Raw genomic sequence first — 13,618 nt, forward strand, 5'->3', positions numbered from 1 at the left:
ATCACTGTCCGTGTGGCCACCCCGGATAGCGGAAACGACTAGGGCACTCGATGGTCGCCCGTGCGGGGGTCACCCGGATGGGCTAGTGATCTGCGGCGCGATGTGCCGCATGGTGTCAGGGGTTCCCGGACCTTCAGCGGCGCCGGGATCTTCGCCGTGGCGTTTACATCAAGCCTGGCGGCAACCTGTCGATGCTGGACGTGAACCCAACTGGCTACCGAGCCGTACTGGGTAGTGATGAGCGTCGCAAGGGTATCCGTGACGCCCGTCGCTGTGACGGATGAGGGGCTGATGGTGTCATGTATCGGGCGAAGGGTAGGCGTCGGTGGACGCACCCTGCGCCAGGCGCGGCTCCGAATGCCTTCCCTGGGAGCTCTCTTCAGTAAGTATCCACTCGACTCTCAGGTGACGCTCAGGCATTCGTGTCACTTTCGACCCAGCAGCCGGAATCAGCGCAGTGCAGCACTTGTTACGTAGGTGCCAGCACCGCAATGCACGAACTGCGGACGTTACGGGGAGGGCTGATGGACGCAGGAATTGCCCGTAACAGGGTTAGTGAAGGCAATGAGGGGACCGTGGGCAACGTGGAGAAGAACACCGTGATGCGGACGGACGAAGTCGCCGAGGAGCGCGACCTCGTTGGCGTCTACCTGCACGAGATCTCCCGGACGCCGCTTCTGGACGCCGCCAGGGAGGTCGACCTCTCCAAGGCAATCGAGGCCGGCCTCTATGCCGAGCACCTGCTCGAGAGCGGTGACGTCCGTCGCGGCGTGAGCCGGGAGGAGCTGGAACGTCTGGTCGTCGAGGGCGGACGGGCCAAGGACCTGTTCATCCGGGCCAACCTGCGCCTGGTCGTCTCGATCGCACGCCGGTACGTGCGCTCGGGCATGCCGATGCTCGACCTGATCCAAGAGGGCAACACCGGCCTGGTCCGCGCCGTGGAGAAGTTCGACTACGAGCGCGGCTACAAGTTCTCGACGTACGCGACGTGGTGGATCCGCCAGGCGATCAGCCGGGCGATCGCACAGCAGGAGCGCACCGTGCGCCTGCCCGTGCACCTCGTCGAGGACGTCAACCGGATGCGCAACGTCACCCGCCAGCTCGTCCGCGAGCTCGGCGCCGACCCGGAACCCGCGCAGGTCGCCGCGGCGCTGGGCGTCACGGTGGAGCGCGTCACCGAGCTGACCCGCTGGGCCCAGGACACCGTGTCCCTGGACACCCCGGTGGGCGACGACGGCGACACGAACCTCGGCGACCTCGTCGCCGACAGCGACGCGCCGTCGCCGGAGGAGATCGTGCTCACGGCGCTCGAGCGTCAGCGCATCGAGGGCCTGCTCAACCACCTCGACGACCGGTCGGCGGGCATCATGCGCGCCCGCTACGGCCTCGAGGACGGGCGGGAGCACTCGCTGACCGAGGTGGCGTCGCGCTTCTCGCTGTCGCGGGAGCGCATCCGCCAGCTCGAGATCCAGGCTCTGGGCCGGCTGCGTGAGCTGGCCCGCGCCGAGGGTCTGCAGGCCGCCTGACCCGTAGTCCCACCTCCCCGCAACGTCGAAGGCCGGTGTCCCGCAAGGGACGCCGGCCTTCTGGTTGCCTCGCTTTGCCTCGCTCCTTGCCTCGTTGCCATTCTGGTTGCCTGGGCAAGCGGAAGGCCGGTGCCCCGAGGGGGACACCGGCCTTCGTGCGTGGTGCGGTTACGGCGTGGTCAGTTCACTCGGCCGTACCCGTAGGGCGGCATGATGTCGATCGACACCTTGCTGATCGGCTCGCCGGGCACTGACGCGTGGATGATCTGCCCGCCGCCGACATAGATGCCCACGTGGGCGAGGCCGCGGTAGAACACCAGGTCGCCGGGTTCGAGCTGAGATCGGCTGACCCGACTCGTCTCACTGAACTGCGCCGCGGCGTTGTGGGAGAGCGATTTGCCCGCCGCGCGCCAGGCGGCCGACGTCAGGCCCGAACAGTCGTAAGCGCCCGGACCGCCGGCACCGTACGAGTACGGCTTGCCGATCTGGTTGTACGCGAACGTGACCGCCACCCCGGCCTTACCGGAAATATCGGGGATGTCGCCGGTGTACGCCGAGCCGTTCTCGGTCGCCTTGCCGTACGCCGCGGTGCGCATGGCGTACAGCTCCTTGAGGTCGCCCTCGATCTTCTTCTTGCGGGAGCCGAGCTCCTTGACCTCGGCCGCCTGCTTTGCCTGGGTGGCCTTCAGCGCGGACTGACGCTCCGAGTAGTTCTGCGTGGTGGCCGTGAACGTGTCGATGTCCCGCTGGCGGTCGCGCGACAACTGCTCGAGAAAGGACATCCGTTCGATGAGGTTCTCGCCGCCCTCGAACATGATGTTCATGGTGCCGACCTGGCCGGTCTTGTACGCCGAAGAAGCGATCACCTGCATCTGCGAGCCGGCGACCTGCAGGGCCGCCTTCGCGGGAGCGAGTGACGCGGCGAGCTTCTTCTCCTCGGCCTGTGTCTTCTTCAGGCTGATGCGCATCTTGTTGTAGGACTCGACGACGTCCTCGAGTTGGTGGGATGCCTTCTCGATCTTCTTCGTGAGTTCAGTGGTGGAGGGTGCCGCGTGCGCGGCCGGGGCGACGGTGCTGGAGAGCACGATCGCCAGGGCGGCGACCACCAGGGTGCGTAGCCTCGTGCGGGCGTGTGGCAACGGTACTGGCCTTTCTTCCGCTGTGCCGCCTACCGGGTTAGCTGACGGATTCGGGCGGGAAGAAGGCCCTACCGCGCGGAACGCGGATTCACCCCAGGTGCTACTTCGGTGGTTCCCCGGATCGTCGAGACGGTCGCGGCGCCCCAGGGGGATGGGGTCACCGTCTCCGCCGTCGAGACTCGGCGGCGTCGCCCGGCGCCACGTGAGGGTGTGGCTGCGGACCGGACCAACCGCACCAACTTATCGGCGATCTCGATTAACACAAGAGCCGGAAGAGTGACCTGCACCGATTATCGCAATTATCGGAATGATCCTGATAACAGGCTGCTATGCGCGCGATTCGCAGCGTTACTTTCTATTTCTCCGCCATCGCGGCCGGGGCCGCCACCGGCTGGACGGCCCACTTGTGCGAGACGACGTGCTCGGCCCAGAAGGACAGCAGCGGCACCGTGCCCGAGAGCATCACGAGCAGCATCCGGCCCTGCGACCAGCCGACGCGGCGGCTCAGATCGAAGGTGGCCACCAGATAGACCATGAAAAGGAAGCCGTGGACCGGGCTGACGGTCGCGACCACGGTGTCGTTGTCACCGAGGTACTTCAGCGGCATGCCCACCAGCATGAGCACAACGAGGACCACGCCGACGATCCAGGCGATGATCCGGTAGCGGGTGAGGGCTCCCTGCACGATCCACGTCCTTACTTGATGCTGTTCCGCTTACTTGATGCTGTTCCTGCGTCCGGGATAGTCGCCCGGCCGGGCCCCGGGGTGGGCGTTGAGCCAGGCGAGATAGTCGTTGTAGGCGTCGAGCTCCGGATCCTCGGGCGAGGGCGCCTGCCGGTTCACGGAAGCACGCACCGGACGCCGCACCGTGACGGGCTCGTCCGACGCCGGATCGGTCGTGCCGGCGCCGGCCTCCGAGCTCGGGGTGCCCGCGTCCGTGGCGTCCGGCTGGAGGGTGGCCGGTTCCTCGGCCGGGTGTTCCGGCGTCTGTCGGGCGGCCTTGAGCTCCTGCTGCGCCTCGCGGAACCATAGAAAGCCGACGAAGAACGCGAACACCGGCCACTCGAAGGTGTAGCCCCAGCTGAGGCTGTTGCCGCCGGTAGCGCGGCTGTACTGCCACCAGCCCAGGCCCAGGAAACCGACGATGAGTACGAGGGCGACCACGTGACGTGCGATCCACGCCAGGGTCCACAGCGCTCTCATGCGTCGAGGGTACCGGCAGGCCCGAGCCCGCCAGAGTCGCCGCTGCCCGTGGCCCGGGTGGGTGGCCGCGTGGCGGGGTTTGACCGCACGTGGCACGGGCAAACCGTTGCGGCAAGCACCGGAGAAAGGGAGAGATCATGAGCGACTCCGAGGTCGGCGACCGCGTCGGCACCGAGCAGGGCATCGACCCTGCGGGCCTCGCCGACGACGATTTGATCCGCGAGCTCTCCAGCCTGCACCGGACGCGGCTCGCGACGCTGCGGCACGGTCCCGACGCGGCGCTCGCGAACCACCTGCGGCGTACGGCGGAGTTGGAGACCGAATACCTGGCCCGTCACCCCGGGCGCGAGGTCGATCCGCACCGGCTCACGCAGGACTTCTGAGAGGAACCGCATGTCTCCCTCGGTACGCGCCCGGCTCGACCGGTTGCGCCGGCAGTACGCCCCCCACGAGCACCGGCCCCTCGACGGCTACGCGGCCATGATGGGCGCGTTCGGCGTGCTCGCCGGCAGCCTGGGCATCGCCGCGAAGATCACCGGGCGTACGGCGCCGGAGCGGCCAGCCATCGCCGACGTGGTGCTCATCTCGATCGCCACTCACAAGTTGAGCCGGCTGATCGCCAAGGACGCGATCACCAGCCCGCTGCGGGCGCCCTTCACCCGCTACGACGAGCCGGGTGGCGACGGCGAGGTCAACGAGGAGGTACGCCACCAGGGCAGCAGCGTGCGCCACTCGATCGGCGAACTGGTCAGCTGCCCCTTCTGCCTCGCCGTCTGGGTGGCTACCGGGTTGACCAGCGGGCTGGTGTTCGCACCGCGACTGACCCGGCTGGCGGCCACCGTCTTCACGGCGACGGCGGTCTCGGACTTCCTCCAGCTGGCGTACTCCGTCGCCAAGGAGGCGGCAGACGGCGGGCCCGAGCTCAACGGTGACCCCGAGCTAAACGGTGACGAGGAGCGGCCGGGACAGCAAGCGAGCGTTCGCGTGATCGCGTCGGCCTGACCCGCCGACGGGCCGTCACGGCGGGCCGTCGTTCTCCATCCCCGACCAGCCGCGGGGGCTCTCCTGTTCGCCATCGTCGCGTCCCTCGACGATGGCGGGCTCCACGGCGGTGGTGTCGTGCTCCCCGGCGAAGTCGCCCTCCTTGTCGGGGGTGCCGTCGTCGTCCCCGAGGGCGGGCAGGCGTTCGTTCTGCTGCGTCATGGCGCTCCCTAGACGTCGAGATCGTCGCTCACGGCACCGACTACCCGGCGTGAGGGCGGGCAAACGAGCGGCGCGGCGCGTCGGCACCGGGCAAATCCTGTGGTCCAGGTCACAAAAGCTCTTGGAATGGCGGGGTACTGCCGACAGTTGAGACCAGATGCCGGTGTGCCCAGTGTCCCCGGGCCTCACCCTTTGCCTTCGCGGAATACCGTTCGGCTGGAGCCGCGTTGAGCCTTTCGCCGCGAGGCGACCTGCACACCGGCATCTTGCGTCGCCCCCGGCACAGCCGGGGGCGGCGTTGTTTCCGGGCCCGACCGAGGATCGCCCGTGAGGGTTTTCGATGCCGCCGATCGCGGGTACCGAACGCGTATGAGTGATGATCGGGTGCAGCGGCGAGCGGTCGACCTGCTGCCGGAGGAGCGGGCCGCCGGAAGTGTCGACCCGCGGGCGCAGGCCGAGGCGATTCTCGCCGAGTCGGACGAGCGCGAGGAAACCCCCGGCGCCGCGCCGAGCACATTTCTGGAACATCGAGCGTCGGGTCAGACGGTTACGCCCACGGATGGCACCCGTTAGTGGACACCACTTTCGTGTTCATGGATCAGCATGGCAATATCGGGCAAATGTCTGCCCCGGAACGGAGCACAGAGCGGCGGTCGGCGTCGCGTCGCGGCACGCCAGCGGCCGCCGCGTCCACGCCTGACCCCAACCGGCTCGACATCCGAGGGCTGTCCCGGCGCACCGCCGAGTCGACGGTCTCCATCCCCGCGCTCCCGGCCGCCACCAGCACCCCACCTACGCCCGACAGCGCCCGACCCGGCACCGACCGAACCCACCCCGGAACGGGTGACGCCCGGCCCGGTGCGGACGCGACCGGACCTGGCGCGGGTGACGCTCGGCCCGGCGTCGACGCGACCCGACCCGGCACGGGTGACGCCCGGCCTGGTGCGGAGGCGGTCCGACCTGGTGTTGCTCGGCCTGGCGCTGACGCGGCTCGACCCGGGACGAGTGCGGCCCGACCCGGCACGGGTGCGGCCCGACCCGGCACGGGTGCGGCCCGACCCGGCACGGGTGCGGCCCGACCCGGCACGGGTGTCGTCCGGCCCGGCGTGGGTGCTGCCCGGCCTGGCGCGGGCGGCGCCGGGGCGCGGCCGGCTCCGGATGAGGTGCCGGGCAGAGACGCCGCCCAGCGGCGGCGTCGGCAGCGCAACGGGCGCCGGGGTGGCGACAACGCGCGCCGGCCCATCCGAGGGGCCCAGCGGGGCCGCCAGGCCCAGCAGAGCCGCCAGGCCCCACGGGCCAAGGGTGGCCGCGCGGCGGGCGCACACCCGGCCAGGGACGGTCGGGGAGCGCCGCATCCGGTGGAGGTGGCCGGGCTCCTGCACGAGCTGTCCGTCCTGCTGCTCGGCGCCGACGATGTCCCACAGGCGCTCGACCGCCTCGCGGTCTTCGCGGCGGGCGTGGTGCCGGGAGCGGTGCGCTGCTCGGTGGCGCTGATCGGTGAGGGCGGCCCGCCCACGCTGGCCGCGTCCGGGTCCCGGGCCCAGGCCCTCGACGACCTCCAGTACGCGACCGGCGACGGCCCCAGCCTCGAGGCGGCCCGGACGCGCGCGGTCGTCGCCGTTCATGACCTGTCCACGGACGGGCGCTGGCCCGAACTGGCCGAGCGCGCCCGAGCCGAGGACGTCCACGCCGTCGCGTCGATCCCGCTGGATCTCCGGCGGGCGGCCGTCGGGGCGGTCACCCTGTTCGCGACCCAGCCCGGGATCGACCCCGAGGCGCTGCTCACCGCGATGGCGGTGGTCGGCCAGGCCGAGCTCCTGCTCGGCGAGGTCCACCGCCGTGCCGGGCTGTGCGCGGGCTCGACCGTCGACCGCGCGGCCGGCGTGATCATCGCCCAACGCGGCTGCGGCGTCCGCGAGGCCTACGACGTGCTGCGGGACACCTCGCAACGGCTGGGCCTGCCGCGCGAGGAAGTCGCCGAGCGCCTGATCGCCGCCGCCGCCCGGCACGCCTGACCGCCGTCGCCGCGCCAAAAGTCGCCGCGCCGAAAGTCGCCGCCCGTCACGACTGGTCGTCGCGGCGGGCGGCGGCGATCGGTTACTTCGAGACGCTTTGGATGACCTCGAACTCGAGGAGGTCGGCGCCGGTGGCCACGGGACGGGCTCGCTCACCGGAGTGCGCGGCGCGGCCCATGCCGGAGGACCAGGCCTGGAAGTCCTCTTCCGTCTCCCAGCGGGTGTAGACGAAGTACCGGGTCTCGCCCGCTACCGGCCTCAACAGCTCGAAGCCGAGGAAGCCCGCGGCGTTCTCCACCGCGCCCTGCCGGGCGGCGAAGCGCTTTTCCAGTTCGGGGCCAGCGCCCTCGGGAACGTCGATCGCGTTGATTTTCACCACTGCCATACGACACAGGGTACGAGCGCGTGCTGCGCCCGTACCCGATGGTCAGTGACCGGGGCCGGCGCCCACCTCTCCCGGCACTCCGTTGCTGGCCGCCGCGGCGGCCGCGTCGTCCGCTCGTTGCTGCTGGGCCGAGCGCTGCGAGAGCGCGATCTCCGGCAGGAAGAAGACGACGATCAAGCCGACCAGCATGACCGCGAGTGCCAGCAGGTAGACGACCTGGATGCCGTCGGAGAAGCCGACCTTGAACGGATGGGCGACCAGCTCCGGCAGCTTGCTGAGGAACGACGTGTCGCTGAGGTCGATCTTGCCCTGGCCCTGCGGCGGGGGGATGCCGGCGTCCGCGTACGCGTCGCCGATCTTGTGGGGCAGCACGTTGAAGAGCACCGAGAGGAAGATCGCGGTGCCGAGGGTGCCGCCCATGGAGCGGAAGAACGTCACCGAGCTGGTGGCGACGCCGATCTCCCGCGGCGACACCGCGTTCTGCACGGCGGTGATCATCGGCTGCATGTTGCCGCCGAGGCCCAGGCCCATGAGCACCATGATCAGCATGGTCTTCCAGAGCGGGGTGTCCGCGCCGATCAGGGCGAAGAGGCCGAGCGACGTGGCCATGAGGATGCTTCCGACGATCGGGAAGATCCGGTAGCGGCCGGTGCGGCTGATGAGCTGACCCGCGGTGATCGAGCCGGCCATGATGCCGACGACGAACGGGATCATCTGCAGCCCGGCGGTGGTGGGGGAGCTGCCCTTGACGATCTGCAGGTAGAGCGGGACGGTCATGAGGCCGCCGAACATCGCCATGCCGAGGATCGTGCTGGAGATCGAGCCGACGGCGACCGTACGGTTGCCGAACAGCCGCAGCGGCAGCAGCGCCTCGTCCTTGTAGATGCGCTCGGCGATCACGAACGCGACCAGGCCAATGGCCCCGATCACGTAGCAGGCGATCGCCTTGCCGGAGTCCCAGTGCCAGTGTTGGCCCTGCTCGGCCACGGTCAGCAGCGGCACCAGGCCGACGATGAGCGCGAGCGCGCCCGGCCAGTCGATGCGGTGGTCGGTGCGGTGATGCGGCAGGTGCAGGACGCGGGCCACCACGATCATGGCGGCGATGCCGATCGGGACGTTGAGGTAGAAGACCCAGCGCCAGCCGTCGACCCAGAGGATCTTGTCGGCGCCGGCGAAGAAACCGCCGAGGATCGGGCCGATGACGCTGGCCGTGCCGAAGACGGCGAGGAAGAAGCCCTGGTATTTGGCGCGTTCGCGGGGCGGCACGATGTCGCCGATGATCGCCAGTGCCAGCGACATGAGGCCGCCGGCGCCGATGCCCTGGATCGCGCGGAAGGCGGCGAGCTGGTACATGCTCTGCGCGAGCCCGCAGAGGATCGAGCCGAGGATGAACACGGCGATCGCGAACAGGAAGAACGGCCGGCGCCCGTAGATGTCGGAGAGCTTGCCGTAGAGCGGGGTGGAGATCGTCGAGGTGATGAGGAACGCCGTCGTCGCCCAGGCCTGCAGGTCGAAGCCGTTGAGGTCGTCGGCGATGGTCCGGGTCGCCGTGGCCATGATGGTCTGGTCTAGCGCCGCCAGGAACATGCCCATCATCAGGCCGATCAGCACCGTGATGATCTGCCGGTGGGTGAATTCCCCGCTGGGTTCGGCGCCCTTGGCGCCGTCCCCCGGCCCGGCCCCGGCCGCTGCGGTGGTGCTGCTGTTTCTCACGCGCTCTCCCGTGCTGATACGGCTGGGTCGGTGCGCAGGCGCGCTTCGACGGAGCTGTTGAATTCTTCGAAGAGGCCGACGAACGCGCTCAGGCGTTCGGCCGGCCAGTCGCTCAGCATCTCGCTGAGCAGGGCGTGCCGCGCCTCGTGCAGCCGTTCGCAAGCCATGAGCCCGGCGTCGGTGATGGCCAGCCGCGACGCCCGCCCGTCGGCCGGGTCGGCCTCCCGGCGGGCGAGGCCGGCCTTGACCAGCTGCGCCGCCTGCCGGCTGATCGTGGACGGGTCGGCGCCCTTGACCTCGGCGAGGTCGGTGACCCGCAGTGGCCCGAGGTGGTGCAGGGGGAGCAGCAGCATCAGGGCGGAGAATTCGGCGCCGAGGTCTCCCACGTTGAGCATGCTCTTGGCGCGCGCGCCGAGCCGGAAGAACCGTTGAAGTTCGTCGGCCAGCCGTCCCGTGGCGTCCGCGTCGTCCCGCTTCGCCATGCCACACCCCCCGTCAAGATGTGTGCAGCCTACAACTGGTTGGTTGGTGAATGCATCGTGTTCCGCATCTCCCACACGGCCGTGACCAGCGACTCGGTCTCCTCCAGCGCTGCGGGCACCGGCACCGTGTATTCCGCCCTGCGGACGAAGAGCCGCTCTGGGAAATACCCGCGTCCCGGGTCGCCAACCAGGACCAGCGCACCAGCGGCGGCGGCCGGGCGCAGCGCGGACGTCATGCGGTCGGCGACCGTACGGGTGTAGAACACGTCCCCGGCCAGCACGACGTCGGCCGCTCCGGCCTCGGCGACGTCCCCCGCGCGCGCCCGGACGGTCACGCCGTTCGCCTCGGCGTTGCGCCGGGTCGCCTCGGCCGCCGCCGGATCGAGGTCCAGCGCCTCGACGTTCGCCGCGCCCGCCCGGGCCGCCGCGATGGCCGCGACGCCGGATCCGGCGGCCACGTCCACCACCCGTCGGCCCGCGACGGTGTGCGGGTGGTCGAGGACGTAACGGGCCAGGGCCTGACCGCCGGCCCAGACGAAAGCCCAGAAGGGCGGCGGGACATCGCTGCGGAACTCGCCGCCGGCCGCGTCGAACAACCCCGTGTCGCCGCCGGCGAGGTGCAGGGAGATCTCTGGGGCCAGGGGTACGGGAAGAAGCTCGGTGTGCACCCGGAGGATTCTCGACGCCGCGGCGGCCGGAGTCGCCGCGATTACCCGTACGGGGATGGCTTATGTGATGGTTTCTGAGTGGGCCGGCGGCGTCGCGTGGTGTGTCTCACGGAGCTCCGCGCTGTCGTCGCCGAGGGCGTGCCGGGCGCGTTCCATGATCGTTTTGCCGCGCGCACAGGTGGGGTCGAGATCGAGCGCCTGCTCCGCCAGGGTTAGCGCCGTCCGCGGGTCGCCGATCGCGCAGGCGTGCCCGGCCGCGTCCAGCAGCGCGGTCACCACCCGCAGGCGGTAGCGCTCGCGGGCGATCGTGGCCCATCGCGGCTGCTCGACGTCCTCCAGCAGCGGGCGGGCGGCGACGTGGGCCGCCGCCGTCAACGGACGCAGGGCGCGGCTCGCCGTACGGCCCGACGCGGCGGCCACCAGCTCGTCGAAGCGGGCGACGTCGACGCGTACCCGATCGGCGACCAGGCTGTATCCGCCGCCGGCCGTGGTGATCACCGAGTCGGTGTCCGCGGCCTCCGGATCGAGCCTGCGGCGCAAAAGGGACAGATGACCCTCCATCGTGTCCTCGACGGCGGCGGGTGGCCGTCCGGCCCACAGCAGTTCGGCCAGCTCATCCTTGCGCAGCGCGCCGTGCAGCGCGAGCAGAGCCAGGATCTGTCGGGGCTCGGCGCCGCCGAGGTCTTCGCCCGAAAGGCGCACTCCCCGGGTGCGAACCTCGAGGCGACCGAAAAGCTGGATTTCGTACATGGGGTATCACCCTGGACGGGGGACGGTCGTGCGACAAGCGTCTTCGGGGGTGTTCGGTCCCCCGAAAGCGAGGGGTGGGTTCCGCCGAAGATACGAGTTTTGGCGGCCGCTCGTCCTCATCCGCTCGGCGGGCGGGCACTGCGGTCGGCTTGGCTCGGACGTGCTGTCAGACTGTTGGTACGCCTTGGCTTCGCGACACGGACACATAGACTTCCAGCGCTGGCGGATCAGGAGGCGTGAATGGTGAGCGAGGCGATCACGGTGCTCGTGGTGGACGGGCATCAGACGTTCGCCGAGTTGCTCGGTGTGGCGCTGGCCGGGCAGCCCGAGCTGCACTACCTGGGACATGCGCGTACGGGTGAACATGCGATCCGGATGGTCCAGGAGCTGCGCCCCAACGTGGTGCTGCTCGACCCGGACCTGCCGGACGCCGATGGCATCGCCATCGCCGAGCTGCTGCGGCATCGCCTGCCGGACACGCGGTTCGTGATTCTGACCGCGAACAACGAGTCCGCGTTGGTGGGGCGCGCGACCGCGGCCGGGGCATCGGGCTTCCTGTCGAAGAACGGGCCGCTGGGCGACGTGATGAACGCGATCCGCACCGCGCACGGCGGCGGCATGACCGTGTCGACCGACATTCTCGCGCGCCTGCTGCGCAGCACCGCTCCGGTCGTCGGACCGCGTGCCGGTGGGCTCACCGCGCGTGAGCACGAGGTGCTGGTGCTGATGGGCTCCGGACTCGACCCGAGGGCCATCGCCCGGCGGCTCGGCATCAGCGTGCACACGTGCCGTGGCTATGTGAAGGCCGTGCTGGGCAAGCTCGGCGCGCACAGCCAGCTCGAGGCGGTCGCGGTGGCCACCCGCAGGGGGCTGCTCCGGCCCGACGGGCATCACGGAGAGTAGTTCACTCTTTCACTCATCCGCGAGGCTGCGGAATCCGTACCTATCACTGGAGCGCCTTCGATGGAGGGTCGGCGCCACGGATGGGGAGGGCTTTCGCATGGAACGTCTGAGTGGCGATTCGTCCGATGTGTCCGTAGCGTTGGCGAACCTCCCGTCCAATTCAGGTGCGGACTGGGCCAACCGGGACAAAAGATCGCCCAATCGCGGTCCCGCGGCCGACCCGGCCCCGAACCGGCGTCCGCCTGTGGACAGCGCGCTCCGTGATGAGTGGGAGGACAGCAGCATGGTCGACTCCGGGAGCTGGAATGCTTTCGCCGCACCCTCGGACGGTGGGCGCCCGCCCACGCCCGAGCCGGAGTTCGGGCCCGCGCCGCCGACCACCCAGGGGCGTACGTCGTTCGGGGTGAGCGCCGGGCCGATCAGCGGCAACTGGCGTGAGGATTCGCAGACCTCCGGCGCGCCGTCCACCCCCGCTGTCGCGACGCCGGTCGCGGGGCACCACCGATCCCGTGACGCCGCGCCGTCGCCCGCCCAGGCCCACCCGCCGCAGGCGCGGGCCTTTCCGTCGCCGTCGCATTCCTATCTGCCGCCCGCGCATGCCGCGCCGGTTCCCCAAGTGTCGGAGATGAGTACTTCATCCCGATCGTCCGACGTGGACGAGTGGTTCGACGCCGCGAACCCGGTGCGCACCGTCAGCGCCGCATCGGTGCTCGACCGATCCCGACGCCCCCTTCCCGGCTTCCCGGCACCCGGAGGCGCCGACCACATCGGCGACCTCCTCGACGGTCCGGGCCGGGAGATCCGGCCGCACCGGGCACCCAAGCACCCGACCGCACCGGCGCCGGCCGCTGGAACGTCTGCCCCGCCACGCCGCAACCGGGGCGTCAGGATCGCCGGAATGGCCCTCACCGCTGCCGTGCTGCTCGGCGGCACCGTCGCGGGCGTCACCTACTTCGCCGGCCCCGACAAGGACCTCACGTCCGTGCTCGAGCTCGGTGTCGGCAAGAACTCGCCGCAGCGCGTGGTCACCGCGCCCCTGCAGGGACGCACAGCGGCGAAGTTCGAACTGGTCAGCGCGGTGACCCGGGTGACCGTACGCAGCGAAGACCTCGGCGAAGACCTCTACCGGATGACGACCGCCGAGGACTCCGGCTTCCTGCCGAACGCGGCACTCACGCAGAACGACGTGCGGTTGCAACTGACGCCGGACGGCAAGGGCGACGCCGGCACCGTGGAGGTCGTGCTCTCCACGAAGGTCGTCTGGACGCTGCGCTTCTCCGGCGCCGCCGAGGAACAGATCCTCAACCTGCGGACCGGTAAGGTCGCCGGCATCGACCTCACGGGCGGTGCCAAGCGCGCCGAGATCCAGCTTCCCGCGGCGGCCGGCACCGTGCCGCTGAAGGCCACCGGAGCCGTCGAGGAGCTCGCCATGACCTCGCCGGCCGGCAACCCCGTCCGGGTCAAGGTGAACGGCGGCGCGACGACGGTTGCCGCCGGCGACAAGACGATGCGCGACGTGCCACCCGGATCCACCGTGACGCCGAAGGACTGGGTGACCAACGACCGCTACGACGTCGAGGCCGCGGCCCGGGTGAACCTCCTGTCGATCGACACCGCCCAGTGAGCTCAC

The 13,618-nt window shown here is 70.3% G+C and carries 16 protein-coding genes and 1 riboswitch; of the genes, 7 read left to right on the forward strand and 9 right to left on the reverse strand.

Going from position 1 to position 13,618, the window contains the following annotated elements; translation table 11 throughout:
• Positions 1 to 524: 524 nt before the first annotated feature.
• On the forward strand, positions 525 to 1,526 hold the full coding sequence (locus AB0M36_RS15890) for a sigma-70 family RNA polymerase sigma factor (protein WP_364157510.1): 1,002 nt from the start codon (positions 525 to 527) through the stop codon (positions 1,524 to 1,526).
• A gap of 179 nt (positions 1,527 to 1,705) precedes the next feature.
• On the opposite strand, the gene AB0M36_RS15895 is transcribed toward AB0M36_RS15890, so the two are convergent.
• From AB0M36_RS15895 to AB0M36_RS15905, 3 genes are all read right to left on the reverse strand, one after another.
• Positions 1,706 to 2,632 carry an NlpC/P60 family protein gene (locus AB0M36_RS15895; RefSeq protein ID WP_364157513.1) on the reverse strand — a complete coding sequence of 309 codons (927 nt, stop codon included), beginning with the start codon at positions 2,630 to 2,632 and terminating at the stop codon, positions 1,706 to 1,708.
• A 44-nt stretch (positions 2,633 to 2,676) separates the two neighbouring features.
• Positions 2,677 to 2,816, reverse strand: a riboswitch (cyclic di-AMP (ydaO/yuaA leader).
• Between the two features lie 204 nt (positions 2,817 to 3,020).
• Positions 3,021 to 3,350, reverse strand: coding sequence for a DUF3817 domain-containing protein (locus tag AB0M36_RS15900; RefSeq protein ID WP_364157516.1), 330 nt, complete (start codon positions 3,348 to 3,350; stop codon positions 3,021 to 3,023).
• 30 nt (positions 3,351 to 3,380) lie between these two features.
• A complete protein-coding gene (locus AB0M36_RS15905; protein WP_364157519.1) occupies positions 3,381 to 3,869 on the reverse strand; it encodes a hypothetical protein in 489 nt (162 codons plus the stop codon).
• A 137-nt stretch (positions 3,870 to 4,006) separates the two neighbouring features.
• On the opposite strand from AB0M36_RS15905, the gene AB0M36_RS15910 reads away from it, so the two are divergent.
• Both AB0M36_RS15910 and AB0M36_RS15915 read left to right on the forward strand, forming a co-directional pair.
• Positions 4,007 to 4,252: a DUF6158 family protein gene (locus AB0M36_RS15910; RefSeq protein WP_364157522.1), complete on the forward strand. Its 246-nt coding sequence runs from the start codon at positions 4,007 to 4,009 to the stop codon at positions 4,250 to 4,252.
• A gap of 10 nt (positions 4,253 to 4,262) precedes the next feature.
• Positions 4,263 to 4,871, forward strand: coding sequence for a DUF1360 domain-containing protein (locus tag AB0M36_RS15915; RefSeq protein WP_364157525.1), 609 nt, complete (start codon positions 4,263 to 4,265; stop codon positions 4,869 to 4,871).
• 15 nt (positions 4,872 to 4,886) lie between these two features.
• Here the strand turns inward: AB0M36_RS15915 and AB0M36_RS15920 are convergent, their stop codons facing one another.
• Complete coding sequence (locus tag AB0M36_RS15920) at positions 4,887 to 5,072, reverse strand: hypothetical protein (RefSeq protein ID WP_364157528.1); 186 nt, start codon at positions 5,070 to 5,072, stop codon at positions 4,887 to 4,889.
• A 369-nt stretch (positions 5,073 to 5,441) separates the two neighbouring features.
• On the opposite strand from AB0M36_RS15920, the gene AB0M36_RS15925 reads away from it, so the two are divergent.
• Entirely contained in the window at positions 5,442 to 5,645 is a 204-nt protein-coding gene (locus AB0M36_RS15925) for a hypothetical protein (protein ID WP_364157531.1), read from the forward strand.
• 47 nt (positions 5,646 to 5,692) lie between these two features.
• The gene (locus AB0M36_RS15930; protein ID WP_364157534.1) at positions 5,693 to 7,087 is read left to right on the forward strand and encodes an ANTAR domain-containing protein; all 1,395 of its coding nucleotides are present in this window, start codon (positions 5,693 to 5,695) and stop codon (positions 7,085 to 7,087) included.
• Between the two features lie 82 nt (positions 7,088 to 7,169).
• Here the strand turns inward: AB0M36_RS15930 and AB0M36_RS15935 are convergent, their stop codons facing one another.
• The 5 genes from AB0M36_RS15935 to AB0M36_RS15955 are packed head-to-tail and all read right to left on the reverse strand — an operon-like array spanning position 7,170 to position 11,085.
• A complete protein-coding gene (locus AB0M36_RS15935) occupies positions 7,170 to 7,472 on the reverse strand; it encodes an antibiotic biosynthesis monooxygenase (protein WP_364157537.1) in 303 nt (100 codons plus the stop codon).
• A gap of 42 nt (positions 7,473 to 7,514) precedes the next feature.
• Positions 7,515 to 9,185 carry an MDR family MFS transporter gene (locus tag AB0M36_RS15940; RefSeq protein ID WP_364157540.1) on the reverse strand — a complete coding sequence of 557 codons (1,671 nt, stop codon included), beginning with the start codon at positions 9,183 to 9,185 and terminating at the stop codon, positions 7,515 to 7,517.
• Positions 9,182 to 9,667 carry a MarR family transcriptional regulator gene (locus AB0M36_RS15945; protein ID WP_364157543.1) on the reverse strand — a complete coding sequence of 162 codons (486 nt, stop codon included), beginning with the start codon at positions 9,665 to 9,667 and terminating at the stop codon, positions 9,182 to 9,184. Before AB0M36_RS15945 ends, AB0M36_RS15940 begins: the two co-directional genes overlap by 4 nt.
• Before the next feature lie 29 nt (positions 9,668 to 9,696).
• Positions 9,697 to 10,335, reverse strand: coding sequence for a 50S ribosomal protein L11 methyltransferase (locus tag AB0M36_RS15950; RefSeq protein ID WP_364157546.1), 639 nt, complete (start codon positions 10,333 to 10,335; stop codon positions 9,697 to 9,699).
• A gap of 60 nt (positions 10,336 to 10,395) precedes the next feature.
• The gene (locus tag AB0M36_RS15955) at positions 10,396 to 11,085 is read right to left on the reverse strand and encodes a hypothetical protein (RefSeq protein WP_364157548.1); all 690 of its coding nucleotides are present in this window, start codon (positions 11,083 to 11,085) and stop codon (positions 10,396 to 10,398) included.
• A 240-nt stretch (positions 11,086 to 11,325) separates the two neighbouring features.
• Between AB0M36_RS15955 and AB0M36_RS15960 the strand changes: the two genes are divergently transcribed.
• Both AB0M36_RS15960 and AB0M36_RS15965 read left to right on the forward strand, forming a co-directional pair.
• Positions 11,326 to 11,988 carry a response regulator transcription factor gene (locus AB0M36_RS15960; protein ID WP_364157551.1) on the forward strand — a complete coding sequence of 221 codons (663 nt, stop codon included), beginning with the start codon at positions 11,326 to 11,328 and terminating at the stop codon, positions 11,986 to 11,988.
• A 283-nt stretch (positions 11,989 to 12,271) separates the two neighbouring features.
• On the forward strand, positions 12,272 to 13,612 hold the full coding sequence (locus AB0M36_RS15965) for a hypothetical protein (RefSeq protein ID WP_364157553.1): 1,341 nt from the start codon (positions 12,272 to 12,274) through the stop codon (positions 13,610 to 13,612).
• Positions 13,613 to 13,618: the final 6 nt, after the last annotated feature.

Source organism: Actinoplanes sp. NPDC051346 (assembly GCF_040682215.1).
Taxonomy (GTDB): domain Bacteria; phylum Actinomycetota; class Actinomycetes; order Mycobacteriales; family Micromonosporaceae; genus Actinoplanes.

Coding starts and splice junctions, on each gene's coding strand:
- AB0M36_RS15890 (WP_364157510.1), top strand. CDS start 525: ATGGACGCAGGAATTGCCCGTAACAGGGTTAGTGAAGGCAATGAGGGG.
- AB0M36_RS15905 (WP_364157519.1), bottom strand. CDS start 3,869: ATGAGAGCGCTGTGGACCCTGGCGTGGATCGCACGTCACGTGGTCGCC.
- AB0M36_RS15910 (WP_364157522.1), top strand. CDS start 4,007: ATGAGCGACTCCGAGGTCGGCGACCGCGTCGGCACCGAGCAGGGCATC.
- AB0M36_RS15915 (WP_364157525.1), top strand. CDS start 4,263: ATGTCTCCCTCGGTACGCGCCCGGCTCGACCGGTTGCGCCGGCAGTAC.
- AB0M36_RS15920 (WP_364157528.1), bottom strand. CDS start 5,072: ATGACGCAGCAGAACGAACGCCTGCCCGCCCTCGGGGACGACGACGGC.
- AB0M36_RS15925 (WP_364157531.1), top strand. CDS start 5,442: ATGAGTGATGATCGGGTGCAGCGGCGAGCGGTCGACCTGCTGCCGGAG.
- AB0M36_RS15930 (WP_364157534.1), top strand. CDS start 5,693: ATGTCTGCCCCGGAACGGAGCACAGAGCGGCGGTCGGCGTCGCGTCGC.
- AB0M36_RS15935 (WP_364157537.1), bottom strand. CDS start 7,472: ATGGCAGTGGTGAAAATCAACGCGATCGACGTTCCCGAGGGCGCTGGC.
- AB0M36_RS15945 (WP_364157543.1), bottom strand. CDS start 9,667: ATGGCGAAGCGGGACGACGCGGACGCCACGGGACGGCTGGCCGACGAA.
- AB0M36_RS15955 (WP_364157548.1), bottom strand. CDS start 11,085: ATGTACGAAATCCAGCTTTTCGGTCGCCTCGAGGTTCGCACCCGGGGA.
- AB0M36_RS15960 (WP_364157551.1), top strand. CDS start 11,326: ATGGTGAGCGAGGCGATCACGGTGCTCGTGGTGGACGGGCATCAGACG.
- AB0M36_RS15965 (WP_364157553.1), top strand. CDS start 12,272: ATGGTCGACTCCGGGAGCTGGAATGCTTTCGCCGCACCCTCGGACGGT.